Below are 16,930 nucleotides of genomic sequence, written 5' to 3'. Positions count from 1 at the left end.
GTGTCAGTATCAGTCCAGGTGGTCGCCTTCGCCACTGGTGTTCCTTCCTATATCTACGCATTTCACCGCTACACAGGAAATTCCACCACCCTCTACCGTACTCTAGCTTGCCAGTTTTGGATGCAGTTCCCAGGTTGAGCCCGGGGCTTTCACATCCAACTTAACAAACCACCTACGCGCGCTTTACGCCCAGTAATTCCGATTAACGCTTGCACCCTCTGTATTACCGCGGCTGCTGGCACAGAGTTAGCCGGTGCTTATTCTGTCGGTAACGTCAAAACACTAACGTATTAGGTTAATGCCCTTCCTCCCAACTTAAAGTGCTTTACAATCCGAAGACCTTCTTCACACACGCGGCATGGCTGGATCAGGCTTTCGCCCATTGTCCAATATTCCCCACTGCTGCCTCCCGTAGGAGTCTGGACCGTGTCTCAGTTCCAGTGTGACTGATCATCCTCTCAGACCAGTTACGGATCGTCGCCTTGGTGAGCCATTACCTCACCAACTAGCTAATCCGACCTAGGCTCATCTGATAGCGCAAGGCCCGAAGGTCCCCTGCTTTCTCCCGTAGGACGTATGCGGTATTAGCGTTCCTTTCGAAACGTTGTCCCCCACTACCAGGCAGATTCCTAGGCATTACTCACCCGTCCGCCGCTGAATCGAAGAGCAAGCTCTTCTCATCCGCTCGACTTGCATGTGTTAGGCCTGCCGCCAGCGTTCAATCTGAGCCATGATCAAACTCTTCAGTTCAATACTGCTTGGGTTTTTAAGAAACCCTAAACTTGGCTCAGCAATCTCAAATGACTATGTGATTTCTCGCATGGCCACTTGTGATGCTGATAATCTTGTTGACTATCAGTCCGTACTCACAAGCACCCACACGAATTGCTTGATTCAATTTGTTAAAGAGCGTTTGGTTAAGAGCTTTTCGTCTCAACCGAGGCGCGCATTCTACGCTTTCCTCAGAGCCTGTCAAGCGTTTATTTTGAAGTTTTTTGCGGAAAACTCGTTTAACTTCAAACACTTAACTCGCTGCGATCTCTCGTAGCGGGAGGTGAATAATACAGCATTCAAAAACGCTGTCAACCACCTTTTTTACTGCGGCTGGCTAACCTTGCGGTCTACCAGGAAGAAGCATGAGCTTCTACTTAAAGACAAAACCCCTACCTGCATGCGCAGATAGGGGTTTTGCGAAATGAATCTTGACGATGACCTACTCTCACATGGGGAAACCCCACACTACCATCGGCGATGCATCGTTTCACTACTGAGTTCGGGATGGGATCAGGTGGTTCCAATGCTCTATGGTCGTCAAGAAATTCTGTAGCCAGAATGTCCAGATGGACAGCCCAGCGAATCCGGATATGCGATATTTGTGGGTTGTTGCGAACTTTCGGTTCGTGTCATCTTCACCACCACAATTTGGCGTCTTAGGCTCAAATTGCTTGGGTGTTATATGGTCAAGCCTCACGGGCAATTAGTATTGGTTAGCTCAACGCCTCACAGCGCTTACACACCCAACCTATCAACGTCGTAGTCTTCGACGGCCCTTTAGGGGATTCAAGATCCCAGTGAGATCTCATCTTGAGGCAAGTTTCCCGCTTAGATGCTTTCAGCGGTTATCTCTTCCGAACATAGCTACCCGGCAATGCCACTGGCGTGACAACCGGAACACCAGAGGTTCGTCCACTCCGGTCCTCTCGTACTAGGAGCAGCCCCTCTCAAATCTCAAACGTCCACGGCAGATAGGGACCGAACTGTCTCACGACGTTCTAAACCCAGCTCGCGTACCACTTTAAATGGCGAACAGCCATACCCTTGGGACCGGCTTCAGCCCCAGGATGTGATGAGCCGACATCGAGGTGCCAAACACCGCCGTCGATATGAACTCTTGGGCGGTATCAGCCTGTTATCCCCGGAGTACCTTTTATCCGTTGAGCGATGGCCCTTCCATACAGAACCACCGGATCACTAAGACCTACTTTCGTACCTGCTCGACGTGTGTGTCTCGCAGTCAAGCGCGCTTTTGCCTTTATACTCTACGACCGATTTCCGACCGGTCTGAGCGCACCTTCGTACTCCTCCGTTACTCTTTGGGAGGAGACCGCCCCAGTCAAACTACCCACCATACACTGTCCTCGATCCGGATAACGGACCTGAGTTAGAACCTCAAAGTTGCCAGGGTGGTATTTCAAGGATGGCTCCATGAGAACTGGCGTCCCCACTTCAAAGCCTCCCACCTATCCTACACAAGCAAATTCAAAGTCCAGTGCAAAGCTATAGTAAAGGTTCACGGGGTCTTTCCGTCTAGCCGCGGATACACTGCATCTTCACAGCGATTTCAATTTCACTGAGTCTCGGGTGGAGACAGCGCCGCCATCGTTACGCCATTCGTGCAGGTCGGAACTTACCCGACAAGGAATTTCGCTACCTTAGGACCGTTATAGTTACGGCCGCCGTTTACCGGGGCTTCGATCAAGAGCTTCGCTTGCGCTAACCCCATCAATTAACCTTCCGGCACCGGGCAGGCGTCACACCCTATACGTCCACTTTCGTGTTTGCAGAGTGCTGTGTTTTTAATAAACAGTCGCAGCGGCCTGGTATCTTCGACCGGCATGGGCTTACGGAGCAAGTCCTTGACCCTCGCCGGCGCACCTTCTCCCGAAGTTACGGTGCCATTTTGCCTAGTTCCTTCACCCGAGTTCTCTCAAGCGCCTTGGTATTCTCTACCTAACCACCTGTGTCGGTTTGGGGTACGGTTCCCAGTTATCTGAAGCTTAGGAGCTTTTCTTGGAAGCATGGTATCAACCACTTCGTCGCCTAATGGCAACTCGTCATCAGCTCTCGGCCTTGAAATCCCGGATTTGCCTAAGATTTCAGCCTACCACCTTAAACCTGGACAACCAACGCCAGGCTGGCCTAACCTTCTCCGTCCCTCCATCGCAATAACTGGAAGTACAGGAATATTAACCTGTTTTCCATCGACTACGCTTTTCAGCCTCGCCTTAGGGACCGACTAACCCTGCGTCGATTAACGTTGCGCAGGAAACCTTGGTCTTTCGGCGTGCGAGTTTTTCACTCGCATTGTCGTTACTCATGTCAGCATTCGCACTTCTGATACCTCCAGCAAGCTTCTCAACTCACCTTCACAGGCTTACAGAACGCTCCTCTACCGCATCACCAAAAGGTGATACCCGTAGCTTCGGTGCATGGTTTGAGCCCCGTTACATCTTCCGCGCAGGCCGACTCGACTAGTGAGCTATTACGCTTTCTTTAAAGGGTGGCTGCTTCTAAGCCAACCTCCTAGCTGTCTAAGCCTTCCCACATCGTTTCCCACTTAACCATGACTTTGGGACCTTAGCTGACGGTCTGGGTTGTTTCCCTTTTCACGACGGACGTTAGCACCCGCCGTGTGTCTCCCATGCTCGGCACTTGTAGGTATTCGGAGTTTGCATCGGTTTGGTAAGTCGGGATGACCCCCTAGCCGAAACAGTGCTCTACCCCCTACAGTGATACATGAGGCGCTACCTAAATAGCTTTCGAGGAGAACCAGCTATCTCCGAGCTTGATTAGCCTTTCACTCCGATCCACAGGTCATCCGCTAACTTTTCAACGGTAGTCGGTTCGGTCCTCCAGTCAGTGTTACCTAACCTTCAACCTGCCCATGGATAGATCGCCCGGTTTCGGGTCTATACCCAGCGACTAAACGCCCTATTAAGACTCGCTTTCGCTACGCCTCCCCTATTCGGTTAAGCTCGCCACTGAATATAAGTCGCTGACCCATTATACAAAAGGTACGCAGTCACCTAACAAAGTAGGCTCCCACTGCTTGTACGCATACGGTTTCAGGATCTATTTCACTCCCCTCTCCGGGGTTCTTTTCGCCTTTCCCTCACGGTACTAGTTCACTATCGGTCAGTCAGTAGTATTTAGCCTTGGAGGATGGTCCCCCCATATTCAGACAAAGTTTCTCGTGCTCCGTCCTACTCGATTTCATTGATAAGAGATTTTCGTGTACGGGGCTATCACCCACTATGGCCGCACTTTCCAGAGCGTTCCACTAATCTCAAACCAACTTAAGGGCTGGTCCCCGTTCGCTCGCCACTACTAAGGGAATCTCGGTTGATTTCTTTTCCTCAGGGTACTTAGATGTTTCAGTTCCCCTGGTTCGCCTCTTGCACCTATGTATTCAGTACAAGATAACCAGCTTATGCTGGCTGGGTTCCCCCATTCAGAGATCTCTGGATCACAGTCTGTTTGCCGACTCCCCAAAGCTTATCGCAGGCTACCACGTCTTTCATCGCCTCTGACTGCCAAGGCATCCACCGTATGCGCTTCTTCACTTGACCATATAACCCCAAGCAATCTGGTTATACTGTGAAGACGACATTCGCCGAAAATTCGCACGTTGCTCTTTCGAGCAGAACTCACAAATTTTACCTTAGCCTGATCCACCAGCAGTGAAACTGGTGTTCAGTCTATTTCTATCACATATCCGAATTTTTAAAGAACGATCTGACAAAAGTCAGAAATCAACATTCGAAGCGAATGCTCATTTCCAAGTTCTGATCAGGAACAACGCCAGGCCTGCAGAGGGCCTTGATCGTCTTTTACAAAGAATCAAGCAATTCGTGTGGGAGCTCATCAGCAGGCTGATGTCGTCGATTAAGGAGGTGATCCAGCCGCAGGTTCCCCTACGGCTACCTTGTTACGACTTCACCCCAGTCATGAATCACACCGTGGTAACCGTCCTCCCGAGGGTTAGACTAGCTACTTCTGGTGCAACCCACTCCCATGGTGTGACGGGCGGTGTGTACAAGGCCCGGGAACGTATTCACCGCGACATTCTGATTCGCGATTACTAGCGATTCCGACTTCACGCAGTCGAGTTGCAGACTGCGATCCGGACTACGATCGGTTTTGTGAGATTAGCTCCACCTCGCGGCTTGGCAACCCTCTGTACCGACCATTGTAGCACGTGTGTAGCCCAGGCCGTAAGGGCCATGATGACTTGACGTCATCCCCACCTTCCTCCGGTTTGTCACCGGCAGTCTCCTTAGAGTGCCCACCATAACGTGCTGGTAACTAAGGACAAGGGTTGCGCTCGTTACGGGACTTAACCCAACATCTCACGACACGAGCTGACGACAGCCATGCAGCACCTGTGTCAGAGTTCCCGAAGGCACCAATCCATCTCTGGAAAGTTCTCTGCATGTCAAGGCCTGGTAAGGTTCTTCGCGTTGCTTCGAATTAAACCACATGCTCCACCGCTTGTGCGGGCCCCCGTCAATTCATTTGAGTTTTAACCTTGCGGCCGTACTCCCCAGGCGGTCAACTTAATGCGTTAGCTGCGCCACTAAAATCTCAAGGATTCCAACGGCTAGTTGACATCGTTTACGGCGTGGACTACCAGGGTATCTAATCCTGTTTGCTCCCCACGCTTTCGCACCTCAGTGTCAGTATCAGTCCAGGTGGTCGCCTTCGCCACTGGTGTTCCTTCCTATATCTACGCATTTCACCGCTACACAGGAAATTCCACCACCCTCTACCGTACTCTAGCTTGCCAGTTTTGGATGCAGTTCCCAGGTTGAGCCCGGGGCTTTCACATCCAACTTAACAAACCACCTACGCGCGCTTTACGCCCAGTAATTCCGATTAACGCTTGCACCCTCTGTATTACCGCGGCTGCTGGCACAGAGTTAGCCGGTGCTTATTCTGTCGGTAACGTCAAAACACTAACGTATTAGGTTAATGCCCTTCCTCCCAACTTAAAGTGCTTTACAATCCGAAGACCTTCTTCACACACGCGGCATGGCTGGATCAGGCTTTCGCCCATTGTCCAATATTCCCCACTGCTGCCTCCCGTAGGAGTCTGGACCGTGTCTCAGTTCCAGTGTGACTGATCATCCTCTCAGACCAGTTACGGATCGTCGCCTTGGTGAGCCATTACCTCACCAACTAGCTAATCCGACCTAGGCTCATCTGATAGCGCAAGGCCCGAAGGTCCCCTGCTTTCTCCCGTAGGACGTATGCGGTATTAGCGTTCCTTTCGAAACGTTGTCCCCCACTACCAGGCAGATTCCTAGGCATTACTCACCCGTCCGCCGCTGAATCGAAGAGCAAGCCCTTCTCATCCGCTCGACTTGCATGTGTTAGGCCTGCCGCCAGCGTTCAATCTGAGCCATGATCAAACTCTTCAGTTCAATACTGCTTGGGTTTTTAAGAAACCCTAAACTTGGCTCAGCAATCTCAAATGACTATGTGATTTCTCGCATGGTCACTTGTGATGCTGATAATCTTGTTGACTATCAGTCCGTACTCACAAGCACCCACACGAATTGCTTGATTCAATTTGTTAAAGAGCGTTTGGTTAAGAGCTTTTCGTCTCAACCGAGGCGCGCATTCTACGCTTTCCTCATGGCCTGTCAAGCGTTTATTTTGAAGTTTTTTGCGAGAAACTCGTTTAGCTTCAAACACTTAACTCGCTGCGATCTCTCGTAGCGGGAGGTGAATCATACAGCGTTTAGAAGCACTGTCAACCACCATTTCAACCGCTTGCGATCTTTCGATCGCAGCCCTTTCAGCAGCACCTTAACTACTTAACTCATTGAATCTCAAGGAGTTTATCGTTCCGATGTCGCTGGAAGTGGTGCGCATTATAAGGGGATTCGGAAGGGCGTCAACCTTTAATTTCAAGAAACCTTAATATCGCTGAAAAGCAAAGCAGGGAGGCCTGGCGGCCTCCCTGCTCTTATGTAGCACCAGCCGTTTCTACAGCACGCCGGCCTCGCGCAAGCGCTGCACCTCACCTGCCTCTAGCCCCAGCAGCTCCACCAATACCGCCTCGGTATGCTCACCCAGCAGCGGCGGCGCCCGTCGATACTCCACCGGCGTCTCCGACAATCGTATAGGGCTGGCTACCTGCGGCACGCTACCCGCCAATGGATGCGGAATGTTCACCGCCAACCCACGCGCCAGCACCTGTGGGTCCTGGAACATCTGCGCCAGGTCATTGATAGGCCCGCACGGCACCCCAGCAGCCTCCAGCTGGGCAACCCATTCGGCGGTTGTCTTGAATACCGTGGCCTGGCGAATCAGTGGAATCAGCTCGGCTCTGTTGGCCACCCGCTGCTTATTAGTAAGGAAACGTGGATCGTCCGCCCATTGTGGTTGCCCGGCCACTTCTGCGAACTTGCGGAACTGGCTGTCGTTGCCCACGGTAAGAATGAAGTCGCCGTCCGCCGTAGGGAAGTCCTGGTAGGGCACTATATTAGGGTGCGCGTTGCCCAGGCGCCGAGGCGGGTTGCCTGTGGTCAGGTAATTCATGGCCTGGTTAGCCAGGCAGGCTACTTGTACATCGAGCAACGCCATGTCGACATGCTGGCCCACCCCGGTCTGCTCCCGATGGGCAAGGGCGGCAAGCATGGCTACCGTTGAGTACAGCCCGGTAAGGATGTCGGTAAGCGCCACACCCACCTTGACCGGCCCCGCGCCTTCCTCACCCTCCGGGCGGCCAGTCAGACTCATCAGCCCACCCAGCCCCTGGATCATGAAGTCATAACCCGCACGCTTGGCATACGGCCCAGTCTGGCCGAAACCAGTAATGGAGCAATAGATAAGCTGTGGGTTGATCGCCTTCAGGCTCTGGTAGTCCAGCCCATAGGCCGCCAAACCACCCACCTTGAAGTTCTCGATGACAATATCGGACTTCGCCGCCAACTCACGCACTAGGCGCTGGCCTTCAGGCCGGGTGAAATCGATGGTCACCGAACGCTTGTTGCGGTTGGCCGACAGGTAGTACGCCGCCTCACTGGTGTTCTCACCCTCGGCGTCCTGGAGGAAGGGCGGCCCCCACGCGCGGGTATCGTCACCACTGCCCGGGCGCTCCACCTTTATAACGTCAGCGCCCAGGTCAGCGAGAATCTGGCCAGACCATGGGCCGGCCAACACGCGCGAAAGGTCCAGCACCCGCAGATGTGATAGCGCGCCCATGGGCTGGCTCCTTATTAATAGAAGGCCTGGATACCGGTCTGCGCACGCCCCAGGATCAGTGCATGCACGTCGTGAGTACCTTCATAGGTGTTGACCACCTCAAGGTTTACCAGGTGACGGGCCACGCCAAACTCATCGGAGATGCCGTTGCCACCCAGCATGTCGCGCGCCATGCGGGCGATATCCAGCGCCTTGCCGCAGGAGTTGCGCTTCATGATCGAGGTGATTTCCACGGCAGCGGTGCCTTCATCCTTCATGCGCCCCAAGCGCAGGCAACCCTGCAGTGCCAGGGTGATTTCGGTCTGCATGTCGGCCAGCTTCTTCTGGATCAGCTGGTTGGCAGCCAGAGGGCGGCCGAACTGCTGACGGTCCAGGGTGTACTGACGCGCGGTGTGCCAGCAGGCTTCGGCCGCACCCAGCGCCCCCCATGAGATGCCATACCGGGCAGAGTTGAGGCAGGTGAACGGACCTTTGAGGCCGCGCACATCCGGGAAGATGTTCTCTTCTGGTACGAACACATTGTCCATGACCACTTCACCGGTGATCGAGGCGCGCAGGCCGACCTTGCCGTGGATTGCCGGGGCACTGAGCCCCTGCCAGCCCTTTTCCAGGACAAAGCCGCGGATATCCCCCGCATCGTCCTTGGCCCAGACCACGAACACATCAGCGATCGGGCTGTTGGTGATCCACATCTTGCTGCCGGTCAGCCGGTAACCACCGTCGACCTTCCTGGCACGGGTAATCATCGAGCCAGGGTCGGAGCCATGGTTCGGCTCAGTCAGGCCAAAACAACCGATCCACTCGCCACTGGCCAGCTTGGGCAGGTACTTCTGCTTCTGGGCCTCGGTGCCGAACTCGTTGATGGGCACCATTACCAGCGACGATTGCACGCTCATCATCGAGCGGTAACCTGAGTCGATACGCTCGACCTCTCGGGCGATCAAGCCATAGCACACGTAGTTAAGGCCGCTGCCACCGTACTGTTCGGGAATGGTGGCACCCAGCAGGCCAATCTCCCCCATCTCGCGGAAGATCGCCGGGTCGGTCTGCTCGTGACGGAAAGCCTCGAGCACACGTGGTGCCAGCTTGTCCTGGGCGAACTGATAAGCGCTGTCACGCACCATGCGCTCTTCTTCAGTGAGCTGCTGATCGAGCAGCAGCGGGTCGATCCAGTGGAAGCTTGCTTTACCGGCCATGAGCGAAATCCTCGAAATAGGGGGCAGTTTCTTGTGCCTTTGAGCCTAGGCCTGATCGGCCGCCGGGACAAACGAGGATTGCGCACCAATTAGTGATAATTTGTCACTTCGTAAATCGGTAAAACACCTTATAAACAGCCTTACGAGTGAGGTTGACGTACATGCGCCGCAAGATCCCCAGCACCGCCGCCCTGGTTTGCTTCGAGGCAGCGGCACGCCACGAGAGCTTTACCAAGGCTGCGCAGGAACTCGCCCTGACCCAGGGTGCCGTTTGTCGGCAGATTGGCGGCCTCGAGTCCTTCCTAAATGTGGAACTGTTCCGCCGTTCGCGCCGCGGCGTGAAGCTGACCGAGGCCGGTCTTTCCTACAGCCGCCAGGTTGCCGCACAACTGGACGCCGTAGAGCGCGATACCCTGTCGGTGATGGGCCAGCAGGGCGCCAGCGTGATCGAACTGGCCGTAGTGCCTACCTTTGGTACCCAATGGCTGCTTCCGCGCCTCAAGGACTTCCAGCAACGCCACCCGGAGGTCACGGTCAACCTCACCAACCGCACCCGGCCATTCCTGTTCGCCGACACCCCCTTCGATGCCGCTATCTATTTCGGTGATGCCGACTGGTCCGGCACCCAGTCGCACCGGCTGATGGGAGAGAACCCGGTACCCGTCTGCAGCCCGGCACTGCTGGCGGGGCAGGGCATGCTTGAAGCACAGCGCATCGCCCACCTGCCCTTGCTGCAACAAAGCACACGCCCGTATGCCTGGCGGCAGTGGTTCGGCAGTTTGGGGATGAATGTAGAACGCGACATGACAGGCCCGCGTTATGAACTATTCTCGATGCTCGCCCAGGCGGCCATACATGAAATGGGGATCGCGCTGATTCCGCCGTTTCTGATCCAGCGCGAGCTGGGGGAGGGTAGGCTGGTGGTCGCTAACAGGCATGCCCTGATCAGCGACAAGGCCTACTATCTGATGATTCCGGAGCGCAAGGTAGAGTCGGCCTCACTGCGCGCCTTCCGCGACTGGCTGGTTGGCCAGGCCCAGGCCTACACCTCAGCCACTTGACCAAGTGCGACAAATTGACCCTGTAGTCAATTATTTTAAACACCTACAGATGTATGTATTTGTCGCATATGCATAAACTGTTATGCCCAGATGAAAACACCCTTTAACCCTGCTAACCACGCTGCTTTGCGGGTGATTTTGCGACATCTACCGTGCCGTGAGCGTACTGACCCAAATATTTTTCATTTTTTCTCCTAATCTCCCAATAGCCCATGTTTGAGGGGCTGCAACCTTATAACTGCGACAAGCGGTCACAGGGTGACTTGTAGTTTTAACTTCGTTTCACTCCATAACCGGTTGAAGGCCCCCGGGTTCGTCTGCAAAATGCTTCGCCCGCCCGGGATTCGGCGGGTCGGCGCTCCACAGCCGCCCCAGCGCACCATCCGAAGTGCGCTGGCTCTTACAAAGACAAAAGGTCACCGCAGGAGAAATAGTCGTGCACATTGGTGTTCCTCTCGAGACGCAGACCGGTGAGACAAGGGTCGCTGCGACCCCGGAAACCATCAAGAAACTGATTGGCCAGGGCCATCAGGTCACCGTCCAACGGGGGGCAGGGCTCAACGCCAGCATTCCGGACAGTGCCTATGAGGCCGTGGGCGCTTCCCTTGGGAGCGCAGCCGATGCCTACGGCGCCCAATTGGTACTCAAGGTGGTCGCCCCCAACGACCAGGAGCTGGCCCTGATCAACAGTGGCAGCCTGCTGGCGGGCATGCTCAACCCCTTCAACAGTGACCTGATCGGCAAGATGGCCGAACGCGGCATCACCGCTTTCGCCCTGGAAGCCGCGCCACGCACCTCGCGGGCGCAGAGCCTGGACGTGCTGTCGTCGCAGGCCAACATTGCCGGTTACAAGGCCGTGTTGCTGGCTGCCCATTACTACCCACGCTTCATGCCCATGCTGATGACCGCCGCAGGTACCGTGAAGGCCGCGCGCGTGCTGATCCTGGGGGCGGGTGTTGCCGGCCTGCAGGCCATCGCCACCGCCAAACGCCTGGGTGCAGTGATCGAAGCGTCCGACGTACGCCCGGCCGTGAAGGAGCAGATCGAGTCGCTGGGTGCCAAGTTCATCGACGTGCCTTACGAGACCGATGAGGAACGCGAGTGCGCTGAAGGCGTTGGCGGTTACGCCCGCCCCATGCCAGCCAGCTGGATGCAACGCCAGGCCCAGGCCGTGCACGAGCGCGCCAGGCAAGCGGATATCGTCATCACCACGGCGCTGATCCCAGGCCGCAAGGCACCCACTCTGCTCAGCGCCGAAACCGTTGCGCAGATGAAACCCGGCTCGGTGGTCATCGACCTCGCTGCAGCCCAGGGTGGCAACTGCCCGCTCACCGTTGCTGACCAGGTGGTAAAGGAAAACGGCGTGACGATCGTCGGCCCGACCAACCTGCCGGCCCAGCTGGGTGCCGATGCATCGGCGCTGTATGCGCGCAACCTGCTGGACTTCATGAAGCTGCTGTTCGACAAAGACGGCGCGCTGGTCATCAACCTCGAAGACGACATCGTCGCGGCCTGCCTCATGTGCCGTGATGGTCAAGTCGTCCGCAAGAACGGCTAAGGAGCACGACAATGGAAGACATGCTGATTTCCCATGGCATCTACAACCTCATCATCTTCGTGCTGGCCATCTATGTGGGCTACCACGTGGTGTGGAACGTCACCCCGGCACTGCACACGCCGCTGATGGCCGTGACCAACGCCATCTCTGCCATCGTTATCGTCGGTGCCATGCTGGCCGCCGCCCTCACCGTGACCCCTGCCGGCAAGCTGATGGGCACCCTCGCCGTGGCCCTGGCCGCGGTCAATGTGTTCGGTGGCTTCCTGGTCACCCGCCGCATGCTTGAGATGTTCAAGAAGAAAGCCAAGAACGAGGGGCAGAAGTAAGCATGAGCATGAATCTGGTAACACTTCTGTACCTGGTCGCTTCGGTATGCTTCATCCAGGCGCTCAAAGGCCTGTCGCACCCGACCACGTCGCGGCGCGGCAACCTGTTCGGCATGATCGGCATGGGCATCGCCATGCTCACCACGGTTGGCCTCATCTATAAGCTGGGCGCCGAACTGGCTACCGCGGGTATTGGCTACGTCATCGTCGGCCTGCTGGTCGGTGGTACCGCCGGTTCGATCATGGCCAAGCGCGTCGAGATGACCAAGATGCCGGAACTGGTCGCCTTCATGCACAGCATGATCGGCCTGGCTGCGGTGTTCATCGCCATCGCCGCCGTGCTGGAGCCGCAGTCGATGGGCATCGTTGCCGCAATCAGCGACCCGATCCCCACCGGTAACCGCTTGGAGCTGTTCCTCGGCGCAGCCATCGGTGCAATCACCTTCTCCGGTTCGGTGATCGCCTTCGGCAAGCTGTCGGGCAAGTACAAGTTCCGCCTGTTCCAGGGCGCACCGGTACAGTTCCCCGGCCAGCACAAGCTGAACCTGATCCTGGGTCTGACCACCATCGCCTTGGGCCTGCTGTTCACCTTCACTGGTCATTACAGCGCCTTCACCCTGATGCTAGCCCTGGCCTTCGTCATGGGCGTGCTGATCATCATCCCGATCGGCGGCGCCGACATGCCAGTGGTGGTGTCGATGCTCAACAGCTATTCGGGCTGGGCGGCGGCCGGTATCGGCTTCTCGCTGAACAACTCGATGCTGATCATCGCAGGCTCCCTGGTGGGTTCGTCCGGTGCCATCCTCTCGTACATCATGTGCAAGGCGATGAACCGGTCGTTCTTCAACGTCATCCTCGGTGGCTTTGGCGGAGATACCGACGCCGGCGCAGCGCAAGGCTCGAAAGAGCAGCGCCCGGTGAAGTCCGGTTCGGCCGACGATGCCACCTTCCTGCTCAGCAACGCCGACAGCGTGATCATCGTCCCGGGTTATGGCCTGGCGGTGGCCCGTGCCCAGCACGCGCTGAAGGAGCTGACCGAGAAGCTGACCCACAACGGCGTGACCGTGAAGTATGCCATCCACCCCGTGGCGGGCCGCATGCCCGGGCACATGAACGTGCTGCTGGCCGAGGCCGAAGTACCGTACGATCAGGTGTTCGAGATGGACGACATCAACGCCGAGTTCGGCCAGGCTGACGTGGTGCTGGTGCTGGGCGCCAACGACGTGGTCAACCCGGCGGCGAAGAACGACCCCAAATCGCCAATCGCCGGCATGCCAATCCTCGAAGCGTTCAAGGCCAAGACCATCATCGTCAACAAGCGCTCCATGGCCAGCGGCTACGCCGGCTTGGACAACGAACTGTTCTACCTGGACAAGACCATGATGGTGTTCGGTGATGCCAAGAAGGTCATCGAAGACATGGTGAAGGCGGTGGAGTGAGAAACGCCGCTGCAAACCAACTGATATAAAGGAAGCCCCGGTCAGATTCTGCCGGGGCTTTGCTTTTATTGATCCGGATCAACGGCTCTACTTCAAGGCTTCTCATACGACCATGGTCGTGGGACGGCAATGGGCTAAATCTCTAGACTGCGCTGCAGTAGTTTCAGTAGCCCGAGATAACAATCCATGTACCGTGATCGTATCCGCTTGTCCTCCCTGCACAGCAAGGTAATGAGTGCGGCTGATGCCGCTGGTCTGATCGAGGACGGCATGACTGTCGGCATGAGCGGTTTCACCCGCGCCGGCGAAGCCAAGGCCGTACCGCATGCACTGGCCGAACGTGCCAAGCAGTCGCCACTGAAAATCAGCCTGATGACCGGCGCCAGCCTGGGCAACGACCTGGACAAGCAGCTGACCGAGGCCGGCGTGCTGGCTCGCCGAATGCCGTTCCAGGTCGACAGCACCCTGCGCAAGGCCATCAACGACGGCCAGGTGATGTTCATCGACCAGCACCTGTCGGAAACCGTCGAGCAACTGCGCAACCAGCAGCTGAAGCTGCCGGACATCGCAGTCATCGAAGCGGTGGCCATCACCGAGCAAGGCCACATCGTGCCAACCACGTCGGTAGGCAACTCGGCCAGCTTCGCGATCTTTGCCAAGCAGGTGATTGTCGAGATCAACCTCTCGCACAACCCCAACCTCGAAGGCCTGCACGACATCTATATCCCGACCTACCGCCCGACCCGCACGCCAATCCCGCTGGTCAAGGTCGACGACCGCATCGGCAGCACCGCCATCCCGATCGACCCGGCCAAGATTGTCGGCATTGTCATCAGCAACCAGCCGGACTCACCGTCCACCGTACTGCCGCCGGATGACGAAACCCAGGGCATCGCCGACCACCTGATCAACTTCCTCAAGAATGAAGTTGAAGCCGGCCGCATGACCAACAAGCTCGGCCCGCTGCAAGCCGGTATCGGCAGCATCGCCAACGCGGTGATGTGCGGCCTGATCGAGTCGCCGTTCGAAGACCTGACCATGTACTCCGAAGTACTGCAGGACTCCACCTTCGACCTGATCGACGCCGGCAAGCTGAGCTTCGCGTCGGGCAGCTCGATCACCTTGTCCGGCCGCCGCAATGCCGACGTTTTCGGCAACCTGGAGCGGTACAAGGACAAGCTGGTGCTGCGCCCGCAAGAAATCTCCAACCACCCGGAAGTGGTACGTCGCTTGGGCATCATTGGTATCAACACCGCCCTGGAGTTCGATATCTACGGCAACGTCAACTCCACCCACGTGTGCGGTACCCGGATGATGAACGGCATTGGCGGCTCGGGCGACTTCGCCCGCAACGCCCACCTGGCAGTATTCGTCACCAAGTCGATTGCCAAAGGCGGCGCGATTTCCAGCGTGGTGCCGATGGTCAGCCATGTCGACCACACCGAGCACGACGTGGACATCCTGGTCACCGAGCAAGGCCTGGCCGACCTGCGTGGCCTGGCGCCACGCGAGCGGGCACGGGCGATCATCGACAACTGTGTGCACCCAGACTACCGCGCAGCGCTGAACGACTACTTCGATCGCGCCTGCCAGCGCGGTGGCCATACCCCGCACATCCTGCGTGAAGCGCTGAGCTGGCACGAGAACCTGGAAGAAACTGGCCGTATGCTGGCTAGCTGACCCCCACACCGGACGGAACGGCGGCCCTGCTTCTGCTGTTCCGGCCTCTTCGCGGGCTTGCCCGCCCCCACAGGTCAGGCGCAGCCCTATGCGCAGCACATCACCTGTGGGAGCGGGCAAGCCCGCGAAAGAGCCATAACAGTCAAATCCCTGTGCTAGAACACCCCACCCTCAACAGCGAAACAAACTGTACTACTGTACTGGTCGTATCGCTGCGTCTCGCCTGAGCAATCCCCTGTCTAGCATGAAAATGCACCAACAAAGTGCAGACCAGTACAGTTGCGCCTATTTGGAGTGCAACAGTAGGGTTACACAGTTAACTGAGCCATCGTCTTACTGCATAACTGTATCTACTGTTATGGACAGCAGGGGAGGATCATTGGCATCAGTTAAATCACTACCTAATCCCGCCATAAGCGGAAGGATGAAGCATCATGGAACGTACCCTCAGTTCCGGTCTGGTTTTTGAAAGCAACGCCCAGCAATCCAACGCCTCGATGCCGCTGCGCGCACTGTCCACCCTGCTGCTGTGGCAGCGCCGCATGGCCAGCCGCCGTCAACTGGCTCGCCTGGACAGCCGTCTGCTGGCCGACGCCGGCATCAGCGAGTCGCAGCGTTACGAAGAGCTGAGCAAGCCTTTCTGGCGCTAAGCACCGGCTTGCCGGCTTCGGCCGGCACCGCTAATTCCCAAACCCGTTGCAGGTAACTGCGACGGGTTTTTTATTTCCAGGCCGCACGCTAGAGCCGCTCGTAGGCTTACCAGTACAGTTTGAAATAAACCAAAAACATACAGGTACAGTTAATTGGCGTGCCGTTCATTAACCTCCACAAACAACGGCGCGTGATACGCTTGGCTTAACAGTCTGTTGAAACCCGCTGTTAAACGTACCGCGACGAGCTGTGTGAGCGTCCGATAAGCAGAACCACTCGATCCTAGTCCAGGAGTCCACCATCATGTCCCGTAAACACCTGATTGGCGCCGCCCTGATGCTGAGCCTGGCCGGCACCGCACACGCCACCAGCTTCGTTGTCACCACCGATGCCGTCGTTGGCGCAGTGGCCGCGTCCACCGATGCCACCTCCGATATCTCCTCATCGTTCCGTGACGACAAGATTGTCCAGGCCGCCCGTGACGACGCCGCCAGCTTCGTTGGCAGCCAGGGCGACATCCGCGGTGCCAAGCTGGAAAGCGCTTTCCTGCACATCCGCTCGCAGATGCCGGCCCTGCAAGCAAGCGATGCACAACTGGCCCAGGCCATCCTGGCGCTCTGACCCCGGCTGAGCCGTTCAGCTGTGCGGGTTTCCACACGCACAGCTGCACCCGCCTTTGTCGCCCACGTTCCCAGCCGTTGTAGAGCCCATGCGTTATCTGTTGCCGCTGCTGTTCTCCGTTGCAGGTATGGCCAGTGCCCATGCCATGGATACCACCACGCAAAGCCTGGTCATCACTGGCTATGTCACCAGCCAGGTCACCAGCGCACCGTTTGATCGCAAACTGGTCCGCCAGGCACGCGACGATGCTGCCGCCTTCGTTGCCAGTGACGGCCAGATCCGCGGTGTGCGGCTGGAGGCCGCGCTGGAATCATTACGCCACAATTGTTCACAGCACGCCGTCGGCGATCTGGAACTGGCGCAGGCAATTCTCGTCCAATAGCTACATCTGACTCCCTGTATTTTT

General features: G+C 56.9%; 10 protein-coding genes and 4 rRNA genes (1 of these 14 only partly in view). 8 read left to right on the top strand and 6 right to left on the bottom strand.

What is annotated here, in order from left to right; all coding sequences use genetic code 11:
* The 6 genes from MRBLPB4O_RS00595 to MRBLPB4O_RS00570 all read right to left on the bottom strand — a co-directional run.
* A 16S ribosomal RNA gene (locus MRBLPB4O_RS00595) occupies positions 1-750 on the bottom strand (it extends 787 nt beyond the left edge of the window).
* A gap of 450 nt (positions 751-1,200) precedes the next feature.
* A 5S ribosomal RNA gene (gene rrf, locus MRBLPB4O_RS00590) occupies positions 1,201-1,316 on the bottom strand.
* 140 nt (positions 1,317-1,456) lie between these two features.
* A 23S ribosomal RNA gene (locus MRBLPB4O_RS00585) occupies positions 1,457-4,349 on the bottom strand.
* A 317-nt stretch (positions 4,350-4,666) separates the two neighbouring features.
* Positions 4,667-6,203 (bottom strand): 16S ribosomal RNA (locus MRBLPB4O_RS00580).
* Together the 16S, 23S and 5S rRNA genes form the textbook arrangement of a ribosomal RNA operon.
* Before the next feature lie 568 nt (positions 6,204-6,771).
* On the bottom strand, positions 6,772-7,992 hold the full coding sequence (locus MRBLPB4O_RS00575; protein WP_341797242.1) for a CaiB/BaiF CoA-transferase family protein: 1,221 nt from the start codon (positions 7,990-7,992) through the stop codon (positions 6,772-6,774).
* 14 nt (positions 7,993-8,006) lie between these two features.
* On the bottom strand, positions 8,007-9,188 hold the full coding sequence (locus tag MRBLPB4O_RS00570) for an acyl-CoA dehydrogenase (protein WP_016497451.1): 1,182 nt from the start codon (positions 9,186-9,188) through the stop codon (positions 8,007-8,009).
* 161 nt (positions 9,189-9,349) lie between these two features.
* Here MRBLPB4O_RS00570 and MRBLPB4O_RS00565 point away from each other — a divergent pair, with 161 nt between their 5' ends.
* From MRBLPB4O_RS00565 to MRBLPB4O_RS00530, 8 genes are all read left to right on the top strand, one after another.
* Positions 9,350-10,249 carry a LysR family transcriptional regulator gene (locus MRBLPB4O_RS00565; RefSeq protein WP_341797241.1) on the top strand — a complete coding sequence of 300 codons (900 nt, stop codon included), beginning with the start codon at positions 9,350-9,352 and terminating at the stop codon, positions 10,247-10,249.
* 436 nt (positions 10,250-10,685) lie between these two features.
* Positions 10,686-11,807, top strand: a complete 1,122-nt coding sequence (locus tag MRBLPB4O_RS00560) for a Re/Si-specific NAD(P)(+) transhydrogenase subunit alpha (protein WP_341797240.1) — start codon at positions 10,686-10,688, stop codon at positions 11,805-11,807.
* 11 nt (positions 11,808-11,818) lie between these two features.
* Positions 11,819-12,133, top strand: coding sequence for an NAD(P) transhydrogenase subunit alpha (locus tag MRBLPB4O_RS00555; protein ID WP_016484308.1), 315 nt, complete (start codon positions 11,819-11,821; stop codon positions 12,131-12,133).
* 2 nt (positions 12,134-12,135) lie between these two features.
* Positions 12,136-13,572 (top strand): NAD(P)(+) transhydrogenase (Re/Si-specific) subunit beta, encoded by a 1,437-nt coding sequence (locus MRBLPB4O_RS00550; protein WP_016497448.1) that lies wholly within the window; start codon positions 12,136-12,138, stop codon positions 13,570-13,572.
* Between the two features lie 186 nt (positions 13,573-13,758).
* Positions 13,759-15,252, top strand: a complete 1,494-nt coding sequence (locus tag MRBLPB4O_RS00545) for an acetyl-CoA hydrolase/transferase family protein (RefSeq protein WP_049273105.1) — start codon at positions 13,759-13,761, stop codon at positions 15,250-15,252.
* A 434-nt stretch (positions 15,253-15,686) separates the two neighbouring features.
* Positions 15,687-15,902 carry a DUF1127 domain-containing protein gene (locus tag MRBLPB4O_RS00540; protein WP_012269957.1) on the top strand — a complete coding sequence of 72 codons (216 nt, stop codon included), beginning with the start codon at positions 15,687-15,689 and terminating at the stop codon, positions 15,900-15,902.
* Positions 15,903-16,206: 304 nt separating this feature from the next.
* The gene (locus MRBLPB4O_RS00535) at positions 16,207-16,524 is read left to right on the top strand and encodes a DUF2388 domain-containing protein (RefSeq protein ID WP_019473444.1); all 318 of its coding nucleotides are present in this window, start codon (positions 16,207-16,209) and stop codon (positions 16,522-16,524) included.
* 88 nt (positions 16,525-16,612) lie between these two features.
* A complete protein-coding gene (locus MRBLPB4O_RS00530; RefSeq protein ID WP_019473445.1) occupies positions 16,613-16,906 on the top strand; it encodes a DUF2388 domain-containing protein in 294 nt (97 codons plus the stop codon).
* Positions 16,907-16,930 lie beyond the last annotated feature (24 nt).

It is taken from the genome of Pseudomonas sp. LPB4.O, from assembly GCF_038383825.1.
GTDB lineage: Bacteria > Pseudomonadota > Gammaproteobacteria > Pseudomonadales > Pseudomonadaceae > Aquipseudomonas > Aquipseudomonas putida.
The sequence above is the reverse complement of the archived record's forward strand: the minus strand, read 5'-3'. Positions and strand labels throughout refer to the sequence as shown.

Excerpts from the sequence above, each read along its gene's own strand:
- MRBLPB4O_RS00545 (WP_049273105.1), top strand. The coding sequence starts at position 13,759 with ATGTACCGTGATCGTATCCGCTTGTCCTCCCTGCACAGCAAGGTAATG.
- MRBLPB4O_RS00555 (WP_016484308.1), top strand. The coding sequence starts at position 11,819 with ATGGAAGACATGCTGATTTCCCATGGCATCTACAACCTCATCATCTTC.
- MRBLPB4O_RS00550 (WP_016497448.1), top strand. The coding sequence starts at position 12,136 with ATGAGCATGAATCTGGTAACACTTCTGTACCTGGTCGCTTCGGTATGC.
- MRBLPB4O_RS00540 (WP_012269957.1), top strand. The coding sequence starts at position 15,687 with ATGGAACGTACCCTCAGTTCCGGTCTGGTTTTTGAAAGCAACGCCCAG.
- MRBLPB4O_RS00535 (WP_019473444.1), top strand. The coding sequence starts at position 16,207 with ATGTCCCGTAAACACCTGATTGGCGCCGCCCTGATGCTGAGCCTGGCC.
- MRBLPB4O_RS00570 (WP_016497451.1), bottom strand. The coding sequence starts at position 9,188 with ATGGCCGGTAAAGCAAGCTTCCACTGGATCGACCCGCTGCTGCTCGAT.
- MRBLPB4O_RS00575 (WP_341797242.1), bottom strand. The coding sequence starts at position 7,992 with ATGGGCGCGCTATCACATCTGCGGGTGCTGGACCTTTCGCGCGTGTTG.
- MRBLPB4O_RS00530 (WP_019473445.1), top strand. The coding sequence starts at position 16,613 with ATGCGTTATCTGTTGCCGCTGCTGTTCTCCGTTGCAGGTATGGCCAGT.
- MRBLPB4O_RS00565 (WP_341797241.1), top strand. The coding sequence starts at position 9,350 with ATGCGCCGCAAGATCCCCAGCACCGCCGCCCTGGTTTGCTTCGAGGCA.